Below are 18374 nucleotides of genomic sequence, written 5' to 3'. Positions count from 1 at the left end.
CATATGAGCGAAACGCTTCGCGATAATGAACGAAACGTTTTATGCTGTTCGTATCATTCGCTTTTCGATGGGGGTATCGAAGAGGAGGGGAAATGACAAACAGATACTATTTGGCAGTCGACATCGGCGCTTCGAGCGGTCGGCATATTCTCTTCTCCAAGGAGAATGGGAGGATCCGGATGTCCGAGATCTACCGTTTTGAGAACGGGATGAAGAAAAAGGACGGACACCGGATCTGGGATGTCGAGCACCTGTCGAGGGAAATCGTCGCCGGCATGAAGAAGGCGGGAGAGATGGGCAAGATTCCCGTCTCCGTCGCGGTCGACACCTGGGGGGTTGATTACGTCCTTTTAGATGAGGACGACCATATTCTGGGAGATGTCTACGGTTACAGGGATAAGAGAACCGAGGGGATGGACACTCTTTTGAGCGAGAAGATTGACAGCCGGGAACTCTACGGGATTACGGGAATTCAGGAGCAGTCTTACAATACGATCTACCAGCTTCTGGCGGATCAGGTCATGCGTCCGGACCTCTTAGAGCGGGCGCGAACATTTCTGAGCATGCCGGACTATTTCGGATTCTATTTGACCGGCAGGAAAGCCAATGAATACACAGAGTGCACAACAAGCGGACTGGTCGACGCAGAGAGCGGGAACTGGAACCGGGAACTGATCCGCAGGCTGGGATTGCCTCAGGAGATCTTTCTGGATCTTCTGCCCGCGGGATCTGTCCTGGGACAGCTCCGGCCGGAGATCGCCGCGGAAGTCGGATATGACTGCTCATTTATCGCCTGCGCCTCACACGATACGGCCTCTGCCGTGATGTCCATGCCCGATCCGAGCGGCAAGGGACTCTATATCAGCAGCGGGACCTGGTCCCTCATGGGAGTGGAGAGCGAGAAGGCGGTGACAGACGAAGAAGCCCACGCCGGCGGTTTCACCAATGAGGGCGGCTACGGCGGCAAGATTACTTTGCTCAAGAATATTATGGGACTCTGGATGATCCAGTCTCTGCGTCATGAGCTTGACGACAGATATTCTTTTGCGGAGCTTGCAAAGCTGGGCCAGGAGGAGAGCGATTTCCCTGCCCTGGTCGATGTCAATGACAATCGTTTTCTGGCCCCTGACTCCATGATCGGCGCGATTCAGGATGCCTGCCGCCAGAAGGGGATGCCGGTGCCGGAGAGCCCGGGACAGCTGTCTGCTGTGATCTGCCGGTCCCTGGCCAGATGCTATGCGGATACGGCTAAGAAGCTGATGGACCTGACCGGCCAGAAGTTTGACAGTATCAACATTCTCGGGGGCGGAGGACAGAATACCTTCCTGAACCGTCTGACGGTGGAGGAATCCGGTCTGGCTGTCAATGCGGGGCCCTCCGAGGCCACTTCCGTCGGCAACGCCATCGCTCAGATGATCTGCGCCGGGGAATTCGAGGATCTGGCTCAGGCCAGGGCCTGTGTGAGAGAATCCTTTGCGGTTGAGACATTTTCCTGAGAGAAAATGCAGCGGAGCAGTTGGTTACAGATTTTAAATTTTAATTCAGAGAGGAGAAGGAGGAAGAAATGGCGGATCAGAGAAAGCTCGTTGGGGGACATCCGGTAATTGGAATCAGGCCGGTAATCGATGGTCGAAAGGGACCCCTTGATGTCAGAGGAGCTCTGGAAGAACAGACCATGTCCATGGCAAAGAGAGCTAAGGAGCTCTTTGAGGACAAGCTCTTCTACGCGGACGGAAGCAAGGTTAAGGTTGTGATTTCGGACTGCACCATCGGCCGCGTGAGAGAGAGCGCTCTCTGTGCGGAGCAGTTTAAGAGAGAAGGGGTGGATATCACCCTGACCGTGACACCCTGCTGGTGCTACGGGTCTGAGACCATGGATATGGATCCCAACACCATCAAGGGCGTCTGGGGACTGAACGCGACGGAGCGCCCGGGGGCTGTCTATCTGGCCTCTGTTCTCGCGACACACGCTCAGAAGGGCCTTCCCGCTTTTGGCATCTATGGCAGAGATGTGCAGGACGCGGATGATGAGAACATCCCCGCAGATGTAGAGGAAATGCTTCTTCGCTTCGGCAGGGCTTCTATTGCGGCGGCTTCCTTAAGAGGCCTGTCCTATCTGCAGATCGGATCCGTCACGATGGGAATCGGCGGCTCCATTATGGATCAGGACTTCCTGGAGAGCTATCTTGGCATGCGGGTCGAGTCGGTCGATGAGGTCGAGGTTCTTCGCCGGATGGACGAGGGAATCTATGATCACGAGGAGTTCGAGCGCGCCCTGGCATGGACGAAGGCCAACTGCAAGGAAGGTTTTGACAAGAACCCGGATTGGATTCAGAAGGATCGCAAGACCAAGGACGAGCAGTGGGAGTTCACGGTCAAGATGTATCTGATCATCAAGGACCTGATGCGGGGCAACGAGAAGCTGGCAGACAAGTTCCCGGAGGAGGCTCTGGGGCACAACGCAATCTGCGGCGGCTTCCAGGGACAGAGACAGTGGACCGATCACTGGCCCAACTGCGACTATCCTGAGGCCTTCCTGTCCACATCCTTCGATTATGACGGCAAGAGAGAGCCCTATATCTTAGCGACCGAGAACGATATCTTAAACGGACTGTGCATGCTCTTTGAGAAGCAGCTGACCGGACGCTCAGCCATGTTCTCCGACGTCAGAACCTATTGGAGCGGAGACTCGGTTAAGAGGGTGACCGGGTATGAGATTGAGGGTCACGCCAAAGAAGCGGATGGCTTCTTACATCTGATCAATTCCGGCGCCTCCGCCCTGGATTTCTCCGGCGTATGCACCGGAGCGGACGGCAAGCCCGAGATCAAGAAGTGGTGGGAGATTACGGAGGAGGATCAGAAGAAGATCCTTGAGGCGACCACCTGGAATCCCGCGGACAACGGTTATTTCAGAGGCGGCGGCTATTCATCCCGTTTCTTAACCGCCACAGAAATGCCTGTCACCATGCTTCGTCTGAACCTGGTCAAGGGACTTGGCCCCTTCCTGCAGATTGCAGAGGGCTGGACCGTAGCTCTTCCTGATCAGGTCAATGAAATCCTCTGGAAGAGGACAGATTACACCTGGCCCTGCACCTGGTTCGCACCCCGTGTTGATCACGTACCCGGCTCTGCCTTCTGCACTGCCTATGATGTGATGAAGAACTGGGGAGCCAATCACGGTTCAACGGTATATGGCCACGTGGGCGCGGATCTGATCACCATGGCATCCATTCTTCGTATTCCGGTTGCCATGCACAATATTCCCTCCGAGAAGATCTATCGCCCCGCGGTCTGGAATGCGTTCGGTACCGAGGACAAGGAGGGGGCTGACTTCAGAGCCTGCAACGCCTTCGGACCTCTCTATAAGAAGTACAGATAAGGGGGAGGATATGCTGAAAGGAATTCCAAAGATTCTGTCTCCGGAACTCTTAAAAACCCTCTGCGAGATGGGACACAGCGATGTGCTGGTCATTGGGGATGGGAATTATCCCATTCCCAGTGTAAAGGGAGAGAATACAGTTGTGATCCGGATGGACGGACACGGCGTCAGCGAGGTTTTAGACGCGATACTGGAGGTCTTCCCCTTAGATCCCTATGTGGAACATCCGGTCAATCTCATGGAGCTTATGCCCCAGGATCAGAGAAAGATCAAGACTCCCATCTGGGAGGAATACAAAGAGATTGTCGCCAGGCACGACGAGCGGGGAGCGGATGCCATCGGGCAGATCGAGCGCTTTGCCTTCTATGAGGAGACGAAAAAACGCGCCTATTGCCTGATCGCGACGAGTGAGTCCGCTGTCTACGCCAACGTCATGTTGCAGAAGGGAATCGTTTGATTCGGGAGTATGGGAGGTATTTGTTTTGGAAAAAATTAAGGGGAATCCGGTTGTCAGAAAAATCGGATTAAACAGGATCATTCTTCTCGGCGTTCTGGTGCTGATGTTTCTCGCCTGCTGCCTTGGAATCGACGGATTTGCCGCGGCGGGGAAGGAACACCTTCTGAACACCCTGAACTATGTGTATTTTCTGGGTTTTCTCTCTCTGGGAGTTACCTTTGTCATCGCGACGGGCGGCATTGATTTCTCGATCGGACCGGTCATGTTCTGCTGCGCGCTGGTAGCCGGCTATTGCCTGAATTCCTACGGATTTCCGCTGGTGATCTGTATTGTTTTGGCAGTCATCATCGGGCTGATCTTTGGAGCCTTTAACGGTTGGCTGGTGGCTTACCAGTCGGTGCCCGCTTTTATCGTATCCATGGCGTCTATGAATATCGCCAAGGGAATTGCCGCTGTCTTCACCAAGACCCAGTCGCAGAGCTGGCCACTGTCCACAGATCCGGTCAACGGCTGGTTTAGAAACCTGATTTCCTATAAGGGTTTTCCGGTCGGTCTGGTTGTCTTTTTACTGGTGGCAGCGCTCTGCAGCTGCATTCTCTACAACACCAAGGCGGGCAGATATATTCTCTGCCTGGGGAGCAACCGCGAGGCGGTGCGCCTGTCCGGCGTTGACATCAAGCGCTGGGAGATGCTTGCCTATGTCATCTGCGGATTGCTGGTAGGTCTTGCTTCCGTCTACTTCGTCGCCTGCTATACAACAGTACAGCCCGGCTATGGAGACCAGTACAACAACGAAGCCATTGCCGGCTGCGTCATGGGAGGAACTTCCATGGTCGGCGGTCTGGCGTCCATTCTTGGAACTGTGATCGGTGTCTCTATTATCTCCATGCTTCAGGAGGGCCTCCTGGCACTGGGCCTGGGCAAGGATATTCAGTTGATTATCACCGGTATCATCGTTATCGTTGCGGTCTACATTGATGTTACGGCCAGACGCAAGAAGAATTGACTGGGGGGAATATGGGAGAAGTAATTCTGACAATGAAGGGAATCGACAAGAGCTTTCCCGGCGTTCACTGCCTGGATCATGTCGATTTCGAAGTAAAACGCGGTGAAGTTCACGCCCTGATGGGGGAGAACGGAGCCGGCAAGTCCACCCTGATGAAGGTCTTGACGGGAATCTACAAGATGGATTCCGGCAGCATTACCTACGAGGGAAAAGAGGTAGAATTCCGCAGTACCCGCGAGGCACAGGAAGCAGGAGTTATCATCGTCCACCAGGAGCTCAACATGGTGGGGGATCTGACCGTCGCTCAAAATATCTTCATCGGCAGAGAGCCCAGGAAGGGAATACGGATTGACGATAAGAAGATGGTTGATGACGCGGCAAAGATCTTTGAGAGGATGCACATTGACATTGATCCGAAAGCCAAGATGAGCACCCTGACGGTCGGCAAACAGCAGATGTGTGAGATTGCCAAGGCCATTTCGCACGATGCAAAGCTGATCATCTTCGATGAGCCCTCCGCCGCTCTGACCGAGAAGGAAATCGAGGATCTCTTCACCATTATCCGGGACCTGCGGGAACAGGATTTGGGAATCGTCTATATTTCCCACCGCATGGACGAGATCAAGGTGATCACCGACCGTGTTTCCGTCATGCGAGACGGCAAATATATCGGGACTTTGATCACCAAGGATTCCAGCAAGGAAGACATCATCAATATGATGGTAGGCCGTGTCATCTATGAGGAGCCCAAGACCAAGAGCGCTGTTGCGGCGGATGCCCCGGTCGTTCTCAAGGTCGAGGGACTCAACGCCGGCAAGATGGTACAGGACGTCAGCTTTGAGCTTAAGAAGGGAGAGATCCTCGGATTCTCAGGCTTGATGGGAGCCGGAAGAACGGAGACGGCAAGAGCCATTTTCGGAGCGGATCCCAAGACCAGCGGCAAGATCTCTATCGCGGACGAGTCCGGCCAGCTGAAAGAGGTGACCATTCATTCTCCGCAGGATGCGGTTAAGGCCGGTATCGGCTACCTGTCCGAGGACAGAAAGCGCTATGGAGTTGTGACCCAGAAGACGGTTGCCGAGAATACGACACTGGCCTGTCTGGACAAATACGTCGATCATTTCTTTATCAATAAGAGCAAGGAAATCAAGGACACGAACGCCTTCATCGAGAAGCTGGCCACCAAGACGCCGAGCCCCAATCAGCTTGTCGTCAACCTGTCCGGAGGAAATCAGCAGAAGGTAGTTATTCAGAAATGGCTGGACAGGGACAGTGAGATCCTGATTTTTGACGAGCCGACCAGAGGAATCGATGTCGGAGCCAAGAACGAGATCTACAAGCTGATGACCCTTTTGGCCGAGTCCGGAAAATCGATCATCATGATCTCCTCCGAGATGACAGAGATTCTTCGTATGAGTGACAGGGTCATTGTCATGTGCGAGGGCAAGGTCACCGGTCAGGTAATGATTGAGGACGCAACGCAGGAGAAGATCATGAATCTTGCGACCAGAGATATCGATTGAGGGGGGCAGCATGAAAGAATTACAGAAGAAGAAACTCTTAAGCGATCAGAGATTTGTGGCATTCCTTGTCGCTATGGCTCTGGTAGTGATCTACATGATCTTCAGCCCCGGATTCCGCCACTACTCCTCTTTTGTGAGTATGATGGATTTCTCCTACTACGATATCCTGATGGCCATCGGCGTCACCTTTCCTCTGATTACAGCGGGCGTTGACCTCTCCATCGGAACGGGCATGGTCTGCTACGCTCTGGTGGCAGGAACTCTGATTCGAAACTATGATCTTCCGGTTGGAATCGCCATGTTGATCTGTATCGTCATGGGTGTTCTGATGGGCCTGATCAACGGAATCTTAGTTGGCGTTATGAACCTGGCGCCCTTTATCGCGACCCTGTCGACCTGCATGATTACCAGAGGAATCGGATCCATGTGCAAGGCGACTCCCTGGCCGACGGTAACGCAGCCGGGCGGCTGGTTTCACTCCATCTTCAAGCTGACCTTCGGAAGCGGCAGAAGCGCTCTGCGTCTTCCCATCGGCCTTGTGATTATGATCGCCCTGGTCATCCTGATGGAGTTCGTCTTAAACCACACCAGGATGGGACGTTATACCATCGCCATCGGATCCAATAAGGAGGCGACGGCCCTGTCCGGCGTCAACGTCAGATTCTATCATGTGATGTCCTATGTCATCTGCGGTCTCTTCACAGGCCTTGCCGCAATCGCCTACGCGGCGGTAACACCGACCGTACAGCCGGGGACAGGAGCCGGACTGGAGATGGATGCCATCGGCGGCGTCTTCGTCGGCGGCGTCTGCGCAACCGGCGGCTATGGATCCATTATTGGTACCTTCATCGGTGTTATGGTCATTATGCTTCTGAAGACAGGACTTCCCTATGTCGGACTTCAGTCCAACTGGCAGCAGATCATCACGGGAGCAGTTCTGATTGTGGCTGTCCTCATTGACATCAAGAGAAATAAAGGGAAAAAGGACGAGTAAATTCAGGTTACGCGCTTGGGGTCGGATGAACCCGGTCCCGGGCAAATAATATTCATTCTTTCAAAATACAAAGGAGGGTTAAAAGAATGAAAAAGAAACTAGTTGCAACAATGTTAGCGATGGCACTCTGCGTGACTTCTCTCTACGGCTGCGGTTCGGGAGGTAAGAAGGAGGAGAGCAAGGGTTCGGATAAGAAGACGGAATCCTCAGCCAACAATAACGCGGGAGGAAGCAATGATCTGCCAGAGCAGTTCAAGGGCCTTAAGGCAGACAAGGCTTACAGCTTCCCCATGCTGGTAAAGTCTTTCCAGTCTACTTACTGGGGCGCTGCTCAGAAGGGAATGCAGAAGGCTGCCAAGGAGCTCGGCGTTGAGGTTAAGCCTCAGGGACCGAACACCGAGTCAGACATCGCCGATCAGATCAACATGCTTGAGTCAGCCATTGCGGCTAAACCGGCAGGAATCGGAATCGCAGCCTGCGACTCCAGCTCTGTACTGGATTCCTTTAAGAAGGCAGCTGAGGCCAAGATTCCTCTGGTCTGCTTTGACACAGGGGTTGCTGATGCGCCCAAGGGATCTGTTGCCTGCACGATCGCAACGGATAACAGACAGGCCGGATCCGTTGCCGCAGACCATATGTATGAGGTGCTGAAGGATAAGATCAAAAAGGCTGACAAGCCTGTTCGCATCGGTGAGATCAACCAGGATGCCACCGCTGCCAATATCGAGGAGCGCGGCCTTGGTTTCGTTGACCGCATGATTGAGCTGATCCACAAGGACGGCAAGACCGTATCCGTTACCGGTAACGAGTTCTATGTAAACCATGCCAAGGGCGCAGACAAGGGCGATACCAATGTGGTTATTGAAGTTCGCGTTCCCGCGCAGACCACTGTTGAGCTCTGCTCCAACGAGGCTCAGGCTATCCTCTCCAAGAAGGATACCATCGGTGTCTTCGGCTCCAACCAGGTTTCCGCAGAGGGACTTCTGGCAGCCAATACCAACCTGAATGTACTGGGTTCCAACGCTGACAAGGGTGATGTCATCGGTATCGGTTTCGACGCCGGCTCTACCATCAAGGCAGCAGTCAAGGACGGCGTTATGCTCGGCGCAGTTACCCAGTCTCCTCTGATGATGGGTTATTATGCCGTATATGCTCTGACCGCAGCTGCGAATGGCAAGACCGATCTCAAGGATGTCGCAACGGCAGGTTACTGGTATGATTCCAGCAACATGACCGATGAGAGCATCGCTCCCAACCTTTACGACTGATGTTTTCATCTGTTACCATGATAGCGGGAGACTCCTCGGAGTCTCCTGCTCTGATATAGGCGTCAGAAGATGGCGCTTATATCAGAGCAGAAGCAGGAAGCACCCGTATCAATGTGAGGGGAAAGAGCTATGAATTACGAATATCCGCAGGTCTTTGACAGCTATTATCAGGAGACTGACCCGGATCAAAGAGAGAAGATATTCTCTGGGCTAAAGGAGCAGACAGACCGGGAAGAGACATTTGCCAGGGCCGCGAGAGAACTGTTTGACAGAAGACATACGGATCCTAAGAGGAAGGGGCAGAGGGTAGATACCTTCCTCTGGAATATGATCAACCTTGTGATTGTGGCCAAGAGCGCCCGCGTTTTCGCCCGACGGAGCCGCAGGGAGACCCTGGAGGCACTGGCCTCTATGGAGGGTCAGACAAGAGAGACCTATGGGGAAGTGGGGACGGCTGCTCTCTACTGGGAGTATCGAAATGCGGCCAGACGCTACTTCGCGACAACGGCCAGTAAAGGATACGGCAGAAAGGTTTTTGGCATTATCGCGGCCAATGAGGAAGACCGCAAAAAGCGCAGCTGCGCGGATGCCTATGAGATGTCGATCGGACTGGCGCGGCGGCTGGCTTTGGATGAAGAGATGGCCCTGTTTTCTGACGCGGTGAGAGATGAGTATTCCTGCTATGACGCGGCAGCTGCTGAGCGCCTTGAGGACTACGCCGCTTCGCGAAAGGACAAGGATCTCAAGCGAAAGAGTTGAGAGACAATGTCTTAGGATTGTCAGAATTAGTCGAAAAGCCGACCCGGGGGGCCTGTGTTAGAATGAGCGCATTCTCATTTCAGCAGTAGAAAGTGATTGACTTATGTCAGCGACCATTAAGGATATCCGAAAGAAAACAGGTCTTTCTTTGGCTACGATTTCCAAATATCTCAACGGGGGCAATGTCCTCCCCGAGAATCGGGAGAAAATCGGCGGAGCCATCAAGGAACTTCACTATCATGTCAATGACATGGCCAGGAGCCTTGTCACATCGCAAACCCGGTCAGTCGGTATGGTTGTCCCCAGTATGGTCAGCCCCTTCCATGGAAGCCTGATCCGCTATATCGAATCTGAGCTCAAGCAGGCTGGCTACTCTCTGATGGTCTGTGACTCGATGGATGACGCGGAGCAGGAGAGGGACAATATTGAGTTTTTGAGCCGCAAAAATGTCGACGGGCTGGTACTGATCCCCACAGGCAGAAAAATTCAGGATATTCTTGATCTGGTTCCCGGAAGGGTTCCGATTATCACACTGGACGTCAAGTGGTCGGGTATATCCGGCGTCACGATTGACAATGTCAGAGCCGGTTATGAGGCGACTTCTTATCTGACGGAGCGGGGTCATCGCAGAATCGGAATTATCTATATTGGAAAACAGTGCACGGGCAGGCAGCGCCTGAAGGGATACTGCAAGGCCCTTGCAAAGAGAGGAATTCAAAGGGAAGAAGTCCTGGAAATTGCAACGGATGGAACAGTAGACGGGGCCTATGAGGCCATGAACCAGCTTCTGTCCCTTGACCGCCGGCCGACAGCGGTCTTCACCTGCAATCACGACATGAATATCGGCGCGGTCATGGCAATGAATGACGCCGGATTCCGCTATCCGACCGACCTCTCGATCATTGGATTTGACGATTTGCTTATTCCCAGCATTCTCAACCCTCGTCTGACGGTTCTGGAACAGCCCATGGAGGAGATGGGAAATGCCGCGGCAAGAATCATTTTGGAGCATATGCGGCACACAGATCCCGCGGACCGAAAGGCAGAACAGCATGTATACCGGGCAATTCTGCACGAGGGGAAGTCTGTGGAGAGGATCGATCCAGAAGAGGCAGAGAAAAACTCCTGACGCAGAGGAAAACTCTTGCAGAAGGGGGCGATCCTGAGGGAGCCCGGGAAAGCCCTGTCAAAGAGATCAGCCCTGAAAGGGCATGCTGTAACTTCCATAGAAGGAAGTGAGTTCGTCCCCGTCTCTTAAGTGTGAGGTATCACCGGCCACCTGGCAGCGGAAGAGCGCCTGTCCGGGGATACGTTCCTCGGAGGAGAAGATGGTCACGGAGGAGGTGGGGAGGAAGAAGCCCTGCTGCATAACGGCGGGCGTGGTATTGATCAGGTGTGAGATCAGGATACTGGCGATGCCCAGATGACAGAAGAAGACAAGAATCGGTTCCTCCACACCCCTTGCTTCCATGGCAGCCTCCTGCTTTTCAATGCGGGATACCGTATGGGCATCGGACTTGATATTTAAGTCCGTGGGTAGGGCATTCCCCCGGGTGCGGTAGTGAAGGCCGTCCCTATGGTAACCCCACTGGGTTAACACCTGGTCGAAACGACCGCAGACCCATTCATACTCCTGCTGGATGTATGTCTTCCTGGGATCGCGCTTGAAGTACTGCCCGTAAATCGTTCTGACCTCCGGGGTCAGTTCCGCCTCGACTCCGTCCAAGGTAGAGGCATGAACGCTGAAGCTGCGGTAGATCGATGAGGAGAACCAGGCCTTGGGATCATAGAGCTCCGGATGCTCACTCAGATAATAGGGAGGATAATCCCAGGGAACTCTGGCATTCATGGGATGCATATCGGGGTTGATGGGAATGGAAAATTCTCTGAGCCAGGGATAGACAAGACAGACCTTGGGGTCGGGATCTTTGATGACGTCGGCCGCGGGTGTGGGGTAGTGGCATTCCAGGCGGATGCCGTCTGCTTTTAAGGTTGGAAGCGCCGTATCCTGGGCTCTTCCAAGGGGAGAGACATAGGCCTGGGTGATCTGCCAGTCTCTGGCCCGCTCAGCCAGCAGGGCGGCCTCCCGCTTGCCCTTATCTGTCAGGGTGTCCGTGTCATAGAAGGGTTCTGCATGGCGGACAAATATAATTTTCATGTTCGCTCCTTTTTGATGTATTCTCATCCCCATATCTGTGAAAAGGAAAGACGCATCCGCTTTTGGAAATAAGCATCATCTTTTTAAGCTCCCCGATGTCTTGCGGAAAAGACGTATCCGCCTTTGGAAATGAGGCTTGACAGGGATTTGTTCTGCGCTGACAGCATCTTACTCGAATTATATATCAGATACAACTCTTATTTGAATGAAGGCAAACCGGGCTTCATCATTGATTTATTCCTTTCTCTTTGCATGTCCGGGACTGATAAATATGATAAAATGCTCTTTGAGTTTATCAGGCATGCCGGATAGGAGGATCCCTATGGGACTGAACTATGTTGCGGTCACTTATGACGCAGGGAAGCCGATTCCCCGTTTTGAGAAGGCGTCCTACTTCAATATCTACTATGTGAAGGCGGGCAAGTACTCACACGGTCAGATGCTCTCAACACTTGATATCCCCGCGGACCAGCTGGTGGATCAGCTGACTGCCATGCGGATCAAGCGGGTGATTGCCAGGGACTTCGCGCCCAAATCTATGGCGCTTTTGCGGAAAGCGGGAATTGAATTCTACGGATTCAGCGGGGGGACAGACGCAGCCATCGCCGCCTATACCAGGGGAGAGCTTTCGCCCCTTTAGGAGCGGCGCATGATATTTCTGAACAGGGTGAGCAGTAAAACGCAGAGAAGAAAAGGAGTCGTATGAATAAGAAAATACCAGTAACCATTTTTCTGGTGATCCTTGTGGTGCTCATTGTAGCGAGCTTTATGCATCCGGTGGATATGACAGCGCTGGAGGGCTATGTCAGCCCTGTATATGCCAGTCCCCTGGCCCTGCTGCCGCCTGTGATCGCCATTGCCCTGGCTCTGATCACAAAGGAGGTCTACTCCTCTCTGATGCTGGGGATTTTCACAGGCGCCCTCCTCTACTCCAACTTCAATATGGAACTTATGCTCAACACCCTCTTCTTCAATGAGAAGGGAGGAATGATCAGTAAGCTGTCTGACACGGGAAATATGGGAATCCTGGTTTTTCTGGTGATGCTGGGATCTTTGGTGGCGATGATGAACCGGGCCGGCGGATCTGCCGCCTTCGGCAAATGGGCCGCCGGTCGTATTAAGACCCGGGTTGGCGCCCAGCTGGCCACTACGGCATTGGGTGTTCTGATCTTTGTCGATGATTACTTCAACTGCTTGACTGTCGGTTCTGTGATGCGGCCCGTCACGGATTCCCATAGGGTTTCAAGAGCCAAGCTGGCTTACCTGATTGACGCCACGGCGGCGCCAATCTGCATCATCGCCCCTATTTCTTCCTGGGCGGCGGCCGTGACATCTTCTGTGCCGGATGGCAGCGGAATTAACGGATTTGTGACCTTCCTCAACACAATTCCCTTCAATTTTTATGCCCTCTTAACCATCATTACCATGCTCTATCTGTCTATTCGCCGCGTCGATTTTGGCCCTATGCGGGAGCATGAAATGAATGCGCTTTTGCGTGGAGACCTCTATACGACACCGGAGCGGGACTACAAAGATGACAATGGGAATTTTGTCAGCCCCAGAGGACGGGTGATTGACCTGGTTCTTCCGGTTGTCGTTTTGATTGCGACCTGTATCGTGGGGATGATTTACACTGGCGGCTTCTTTTCAGGTGTCAACTTTATAGATGCTTTTGCCAATGCGTCCGCTTCCAAGGGCCTTGTCATGGGAGGCTTCGCTGCCCTAGTCTTTACCTTCTTTTTCTATATGTATCGGGATGTTATCAGCTTTACTGAATTTATGAATTGCTTTGTCGAGGGATTCAAGGCAATGATCTCCCCCATTCTGATTCTGACCTTCGCCTGGACTCTGTCCGGCATGACCAATCTGTTGGGGGCTGACCAGTTCGTATCTACCATGGTGGCCGGAAATGCGGCGGCCCTGCAGTCTCTGCTTCCGGCGGTTATTTTCCTGGTGGCCGCGGCTTTAGCCTTCGCGACCGGAACCTCTTGGGGGACCTTCTCTATTTTGATTCCGATTGTGGTCGGTGTTTTCCCAAGCGGCCAGATGATGGTGATATCCATTGCATCCTGTCTGGCGGGCGCGGTTGCCGGTGATCACTGTTCTCCCATTTCCGATACGACGATTATGTCCTCTGCCGGAGCCCAGTGCCACCATGTCAATCATGTCTCTACCCAGCTGCCCTATGCCATTACGGTAGCGGCAGTGTCCTTTGTCTCCTATGTGATCAGCGGTTTTGTGAAGAATGTCTTTCTCTGTCTTCCCATTGCTGTGATCCTTATGTTGATTACCCTGCGGGTCATTGAGCAGATCACGGGGGTCGAGCCCATTGAGCATACGGCAGGGAAAGCAGAAAGAGAGAAGGTTTAAAAAGGACCAGGATACAAGGGATGTGTGTTTTACGAGCAGGTTATTGTTATCCTTGTCAAGGAGGCCTGATTTCATGTAAAGGTCTTGCGTGAAGAATCATCTGATCTATTGCATGGAAGCAGACTGCTTCCGGCAGGCCGGATTCGGCTGACTATGACGGATTATACTTAGTTATAATGAAAGTTACTTAGTTACGACAGATTTACTTGCTAAGGAGGAATTTTCTTATGTTGCCAGAACAATCAATTGAATTTCGCTATGACACCCAGCTTCTCTTAGACGGTTATGATGAAGATCTGGATGCGGATGATGTGAGAGATTATATCGCGGACCACTTTACGGGGGATGAGCTTCTCTGCGTGGGCGGTGACGGTGACCCGGTCAAGCTGCACTTTCACACCAATGAACCCTGGAAGGTACTGGAGTACTGCAGAAGTCAGGGAGAGATCTATGATATCGTTGTAGAGGATATGGATCGGCAGACCAGAGGACTGCAGGGATAATGATTCCGCTGCATCAATGGATCGGAAGAGGGGGAATTTCCGCCGGATGATCGAGGGATGCTGTTTCGGATTTGTCAGTGTTCCGATATAATGGTAACAATTTATACAGGAATCATTCACAAACATGAAAAAGGAGAAGTGAAAAAATGGGTGTATTTGATTTTGTCAAGAAAATGGCAACCGGAGCCTCTGATGAGGACAATCGGAAAAACAAGGCGAGAATGCGGGAAATCTTCAATTCTCTTGTCCCGAACGGAGACGACTACAAGTTAATCTACTGCCATATGGAAGACTATCACAATGCCGTTGTTGTGGAGGTCAACGTGCACAGCAATTATATTGTCGGATATAAGCCGGGAGAAGTAGTGGTAATTGCAGTGGAAGCGGATTTGACGAAATATGAAAAGCCGGAGTTTTTCAACAGAGAGAACGGATCTAAGACAGAGGCCTCATGGACAGGCTATTGTGTCGTAAAAAACAGCCAGGCCTCCTATCAGTTTGTACCCGTAACCTATGAGCCGGGTATTAATCGCGGGGCAAAGTACTCTGTCGCTGTGACCCAGTCCTCAGAGGAAGTATCCGCTTTCCGCAAATTCTTTAAGGCAGGTCTCTAAAATACATAGGATCCCTTCTGTTTCAATTTCAGAAGGAATTGGAATCCGATCCAATACCCCAGATAAGAGGGTGATAGGACAGAACCTGCTATATGGCGGCAATGCTCTTATCTGTGGGCACAATATTTCATATCTCAGATGACGAAAGCGGCTCTGGCGAGTGTATGCAGCACCGCCGGCAGACCGCTTTTATTTATCTCTCGATCAAAAACCCTCTATTCCCGATCGAATCCCCTTCAGCCCTCTGTTTTTCGGAAGATAAAAAATTCCTTCAAAGCCTTTCCAAACAAAAGCGTAATCCCAGTGCGGATACGCAAGAATGCGGAATCCGGAAAAATGAGTCTTGACACCATTGAAATAGTGTACTATTATACTAGTGAACTAGAAAGGAGGAACGATGCAGTTTGATTCTTCGATTCCGATCTATCTGCAAGTGTCTGAGGCTATCAAACAGGACATTGTAGCGGGGCGGAGGCTTTCAGGAGACAAGCTTCCCTCTGGCCGGGAGCTGGCTCTGCTCTACCGAATCAATCCCAATACCGCAGCCAGAGTCTATCAGGTTCTGGAGAGTGAAGGTGTCTGTATCAGCAGGCGGGGCCTTGGAACATTTGTCAGAGAAGACGGGGACTTAGCCGAGCGGATTCGCAGGGAGATGGCAGAGGAGAACATCGACCGTTTTGTCAGCAGCATGCGGGAGATGGGATTTGGTAAGGAAGAGATTCTGGTGATGGTTCAGGAGGCATTATGATTCTTAAGACGCAAAATATCAGCAAGAAGTTCGGAGGAAAGCAGGCGCTTTGCGATGTGAGCTTCGATCTGGAACAGGGGCAGGTCTATGCTCTTCTTGGAGAGAACGGAAGCGGCAAGACCACATGGATGAAGATTGTCGCAGGACTGACCAAGCCGAGCGGAGGAGAGATTCTCTTTGAGGATGGCCCGATCAACTGGATGAGCAGGAGTAAGATCGCCTACATGTCCACAGAGCCCTATTTTTACAGCTGGATGACTGCGGAAGATGTGGGAAATTATTATCAGGACTTCTTTGATGATTTTCGGATGGATCGCTACCTGCAATTGCTTGGGAAAATGGAGCTGGAACACACGACAAAGGTGAGGGCCCTGTCTTCTGGGATGATGGCAAAACTTAAGATCGCGGTTACCATGTCCAGGGAGGCCAGACTCTATCTGCTTGATGAGCCCTTGAATGGGATTGATCTGATTGCGAGGGATAAGATTATGGGGATCATCTTAGAGTCGGTTTCGCCGGATGTCACCCTGGTATTGTCCAGCCACCTGGTAGAGGAAATGGAGGCAGTGGTCAGCAAGGCCATCTTCATTCAGAACGGGCATCTGCTGGAACTGGCTGATGTAGAGGATCTGAGAAGCAGGAAGGGAACATCTCTGGCAGATTATTACCGCAGGCTGATGGCATAGGAGGATAGAATGAGTAAGTTATTGAAATATGAATTGCGTAAGACCTCTTTTGTGAAAGTTTTCTTTCTGCTTTTTACCGGTCTCTTTGAGATCGTCTATTTGCTGTCGCTGATCGATAATTTTCGATCGGAACCCCTGTTTTTGACTGCCGGGGTAGGCTTGTCTATGACCGCGATTTTTGCCTGCCTGATCTGCGGGCTCAGGAGCATAGATCTCTTGTACAGGGAATTAAATTCTAAGCAGAGCTATATGCTCTTTATGACTCCGCGCAGCAGTTATCAGATTCTGGGGGCCAAGGTTCTGGAGAATGGCCTGTCTCTCTTGATGGTTTGGGCCTTTTATATGGTTTTGGGAGCTCTGGATCTCTTCCTCGCCCTGGTTAGAAAAGGCGTGCGCTTTGATATAGAAACTATGATGCAGTTTCGATTCGGTTTTGCCGATGTCACAATGATGGCAAAAATGATGACCATCTACCTGATCGCCTGGTTCTCTGTCATTACTGCCGCTTATCTGGCGATTATTGTGCAGGCCACCCTTTTGAACGGGCGCAGGGGGTCCATGCTTGTCAGCCTTCTGATTTTCATGGGAATTTTGATTCTCTTTGTCGGGATTGGCAACTGTCTGATCAAACAATTGTCGCCGGTCGCGGATTTTGCCTTGATTCAGTCGATATACAGTCTGATCTGTGCCGTCTTATTCTATCTGGCGGGCAGTTATCTGATGGAGAAGAAGCTGAGCGTATAAACAATGGAATATACGCCTTACGAATATTCCATTGTCATGAACAAATGAAAAAGAAGGACTTCCGATCCCGCAATTAGGAGATCGGAGGTCCTTCTTTTCACATCGTTGCGTCTGGCTTAATCAGAGATGCGGTGGGAGAGGTCTTTGATCAGCTGGTCGATCAATAGGACAACCGCAATGCCAAGAGCTGTGGCCAGAAGCCGGTGTTCTTCCGGCACCAGGCCAAGGGCAAAGGCGGCGAAGAGGACGACCGACAAGAAGAGAAAGGAGATGATTTGGTAATGATTTTTCAGATATGTCATGGGAAGCTCCTTTCCGGTCCGCGCCCGATCACAGCCTAGCTGATAAAACGAAGTGAAGGGGCAAGGGACGCGACAAAGTCCATATCGGATTCTTTGACTGAGATCTTATAGAGGATCTTATCAGGAAGGTTGCGCATGATGAATGAGGTCCTGGAGCCAAAGAAGCTCTTGTGGCTGACGGCGGAACAGTCCTCATATTTACAGCGGTAGGGAATTCCGTGTTCCGTGAGCGCATCCTCCATTCGGCTGAATTCCTGATAGTTGTATGTTGTGAATACTTCCCTCCAGAGATCCATTGTCTTTCGTCCCCCTTTTTGAAATATCGCAGGAAATGTTTTGATGCTCCTTTCAACCTGTAAATCTATATTAATCAATAGCACTTTTTTTGGGAGATGTGCAGTCTTTAAATTTTGTACAATTCTTCATATAATAGAATAGATAGGACAAAAATCCCGGGTCAGCTTGAAAGGTCTGCAGAAGAGACAATTCGGCTGGTTCGGGATTTTGTAGAGAAAATCAATGATTCGGTCAGTCCTCATCCACTTCTGGGGCAGGGGGCTGATAGGGATCGACATCAAGAATACCGGGCATCTGATCCGGATATTTATTGACCTGCCCGTTGAGCCAGCAGGTCAGCTCTTCCATGCCTTCCTCAGAGAAATCCGCCCGGTGATGGGTCATCCTGGAGGGGTCGGTCTGAGGGTAGGCATAGGGACCGAGCCAGCTGCAGGCATCCAGGAGCCTGTCGCCATTCTCATTGACCATGGCAATCCGGTAGCACATGCTGCCGCAGCTGCCAGTGAAGGCAGAGCTCTCATAGAAACTCAGATCGAGAAGTTCCCTGCGATGTATCATATATTCTC

General features: G+C 51.9%; 20 protein-coding genes. 16 read left to right on the top strand and 4 right to left on the bottom strand.

Annotation, left to right across the window (positions count from 1 at the left end; all coding sequences use genetic code 11):
- The first annotated feature begins 92 nt into the window (after positions 1 to 92).
- From GCWU000342_RS02615 to GCWU000342_RS02575, 9 genes are all read left to right on the top strand, one after another.
- On the top strand, positions 93 to 1496 hold the full coding sequence (locus GCWU000342_RS02615) for a rhamnulokinase (protein WP_006905669.1): 1404 nt from the start codon (positions 93 to 95) through the stop codon (positions 1494 to 1496).
- 68 nt (positions 1497 to 1564) lie between these two features.
- Positions 1565 to 3379, top strand: a complete 1815-nt coding sequence (locus GCWU000342_RS02610) for an L-fucose isomerase (RefSeq protein ID WP_006905668.1) — start codon at positions 1565 to 1567, stop codon at positions 3377 to 3379.
- Between the two features lie 10 nt (positions 3380 to 3389).
- Positions 3390 to 3836, top strand: a complete 447-nt coding sequence (locus GCWU000342_RS02605) for an RbsD/FucU family protein (RefSeq protein ID WP_006905667.1) — start codon at positions 3390 to 3392, stop codon at positions 3834 to 3836.
- A gap of 25 nt (positions 3837 to 3861) precedes the next feature.
- Positions 3862 to 4842: an ABC transporter permease gene (locus GCWU000342_RS02600; RefSeq protein ID WP_006905666.1), complete on the top strand. Its 981-nt coding sequence runs from the start codon at positions 3862 to 3864 to the stop codon at positions 4840 to 4842.
- 11 nt (positions 4843 to 4853) lie between these two features.
- Positions 4854 to 6365, top strand: coding sequence for a sugar ABC transporter ATP-binding protein (locus GCWU000342_RS02595; protein WP_006905665.1), 1512 nt, complete (start codon positions 4854 to 4856; stop codon positions 6363 to 6365).
- A 10-nt stretch (positions 6366 to 6375) separates the two neighbouring features.
- On the top strand, positions 6376 to 7359 hold the full coding sequence (locus GCWU000342_RS02590) for an ABC transporter permease (protein WP_006905664.1): 984 nt from the start codon (positions 6376 to 6378) through the stop codon (positions 7357 to 7359).
- 86 nt (positions 7360 to 7445) lie between these two features.
- Entirely contained in the window at positions 7446 to 8627 is a 1182-nt protein-coding gene (locus tag GCWU000342_RS02585; RefSeq protein ID WP_006905663.1) for a substrate-binding domain-containing protein, read from the top strand.
- A gap of 129 nt (positions 8628 to 8756) precedes the next feature.
- Positions 8757 to 9386, top strand: a complete 630-nt coding sequence (locus tag GCWU000342_RS02580) for a DUF6553 family protein (protein WP_006905662.1) — start codon at positions 8757 to 8759, stop codon at positions 9384 to 9386.
- A gap of 103 nt (positions 9387 to 9489) precedes the next feature.
- Positions 9490 to 10515, top strand: a complete 1026-nt coding sequence (locus GCWU000342_RS02575; RefSeq protein ID WP_006905661.1) for a LacI family DNA-binding transcriptional regulator — start codon at positions 9490 to 9492, stop codon at positions 10513 to 10515.
- A gap of 66 nt (positions 10516 to 10581) precedes the next feature.
- On the opposite strand, the gene GCWU000342_RS02570 is transcribed toward GCWU000342_RS02575, so the two are convergent.
- Entirely contained in the window at positions 10582 to 11544 is a 963-nt protein-coding gene (locus GCWU000342_RS02570) for a histidine phosphatase family protein (protein ID WP_045000180.1), read from the bottom strand.
- Positions 11545 to 11866: 322 nt separating this feature from the next.
- Between GCWU000342_RS02570 and GCWU000342_RS02560 the strand changes: the two genes are divergently transcribed.
- The 7 genes from GCWU000342_RS02560 (at position 11867) to GCWU000342_RS02525 (ending at position 17209) form a co-directional block, all read left to right on the top strand.
- Positions 11867 to 12184 carry a NifB/NifX family molybdenum-iron cluster-binding protein gene (locus GCWU000342_RS02560; protein ID WP_044961179.1) on the top strand — a complete coding sequence of 106 codons (318 nt, stop codon included), beginning with the start codon at positions 11867 to 11869 and terminating at the stop codon, positions 12182 to 12184.
- Positions 12185 to 12246: 62 nt separating this feature from the next.
- Entirely contained in the window at positions 12247 to 13914 is a 1668-nt protein-coding gene (locus tag GCWU000342_RS02555; protein WP_006905657.1) for a Na+/H+ antiporter NhaC family protein, read from the top strand.
- Positions 13915 to 14141: 227 nt separating this feature from the next.
- A complete protein-coding gene (locus tag GCWU000342_RS02550) occupies positions 14142 to 14417 on the top strand; it encodes a hypothetical protein (RefSeq protein WP_006905656.1) in 276 nt (91 codons plus the stop codon).
- Between the two features lie 146 nt (positions 14418 to 14563).
- Positions 14564 to 15031, top strand: coding sequence for a hypothetical protein (locus tag GCWU000342_RS02545; RefSeq protein ID WP_006905655.1), 468 nt, complete (start codon positions 14564 to 14566; stop codon positions 15029 to 15031).
- A gap of 397 nt (positions 15032 to 15428) precedes the next feature.
- Positions 15429 to 15779, top strand: a complete 351-nt coding sequence (locus GCWU000342_RS02535) for a GntR family transcriptional regulator (protein WP_006905653.1) — start codon at positions 15429 to 15431, stop codon at positions 15777 to 15779.
- Positions 15776 to 16465 (top strand): ABC transporter ATP-binding protein, encoded by a 690-nt coding sequence (locus GCWU000342_RS02530; protein ID WP_006905652.1) that lies wholly within the window; start codon positions 15776 to 15778, stop codon positions 16463 to 16465. Before GCWU000342_RS02535 ends, GCWU000342_RS02530 begins: the two co-directional genes overlap by 4 nt.
- Positions 16466 to 16474: 9 nt before the next feature.
- Positions 16475 to 17209, top strand: coding sequence for a hypothetical protein (locus GCWU000342_RS02525; protein ID WP_006905651.1), 735 nt, complete (start codon positions 16475 to 16477; stop codon positions 17207 to 17209).
- Positions 17210 to 17325: 116 nt separating this feature from the next.
- Here GCWU000342_RS02525 and GCWU000342_RS02520 read toward each other — a convergent pair whose 3' ends face one another.
- The 3 genes from GCWU000342_RS02520 to GCWU000342_RS02510 all read right to left on the bottom strand — a co-directional run bounded on the left by GCWU000342_RS02520 (position 17326) and on the right by GCWU000342_RS02510 (position 18366).
- Entirely contained in the window at positions 17326 to 17511 is a 186-nt protein-coding gene (locus GCWU000342_RS02520) for a hypothetical protein (RefSeq protein ID WP_006905650.1), read from the bottom strand.
- A gap of 35 nt (positions 17512 to 17546) precedes the next feature.
- Positions 17547 to 17807, bottom strand: a complete 261-nt coding sequence (locus GCWU000342_RS02515) for a hypothetical protein (protein WP_044961169.1) — start codon at positions 17805 to 17807, stop codon at positions 17547 to 17549.
- A gap of 232 nt (positions 17808 to 18039) precedes the next feature.
- Positions 18040 to 18366, bottom strand: coding sequence for a hypothetical protein (locus tag GCWU000342_RS02510; protein ID WP_045000177.1), 327 nt, complete (start codon positions 18364 to 18366; stop codon positions 18040 to 18042).
- Between the last annotated feature and the right edge of the window lie 8 nt (positions 18367 to 18374).

It is taken from the genome of Shuttleworthella satelles DSM 14600 (assembly GCF_000160115.1).
GTDB lineage: Bacteria > Bacillota > Clostridia > Lachnospirales > Lachnospiraceae > Shuttleworthia > Shuttleworthia satelles.
This window is presented reverse-complemented; position numbering and strand designations above follow the sequence as displayed.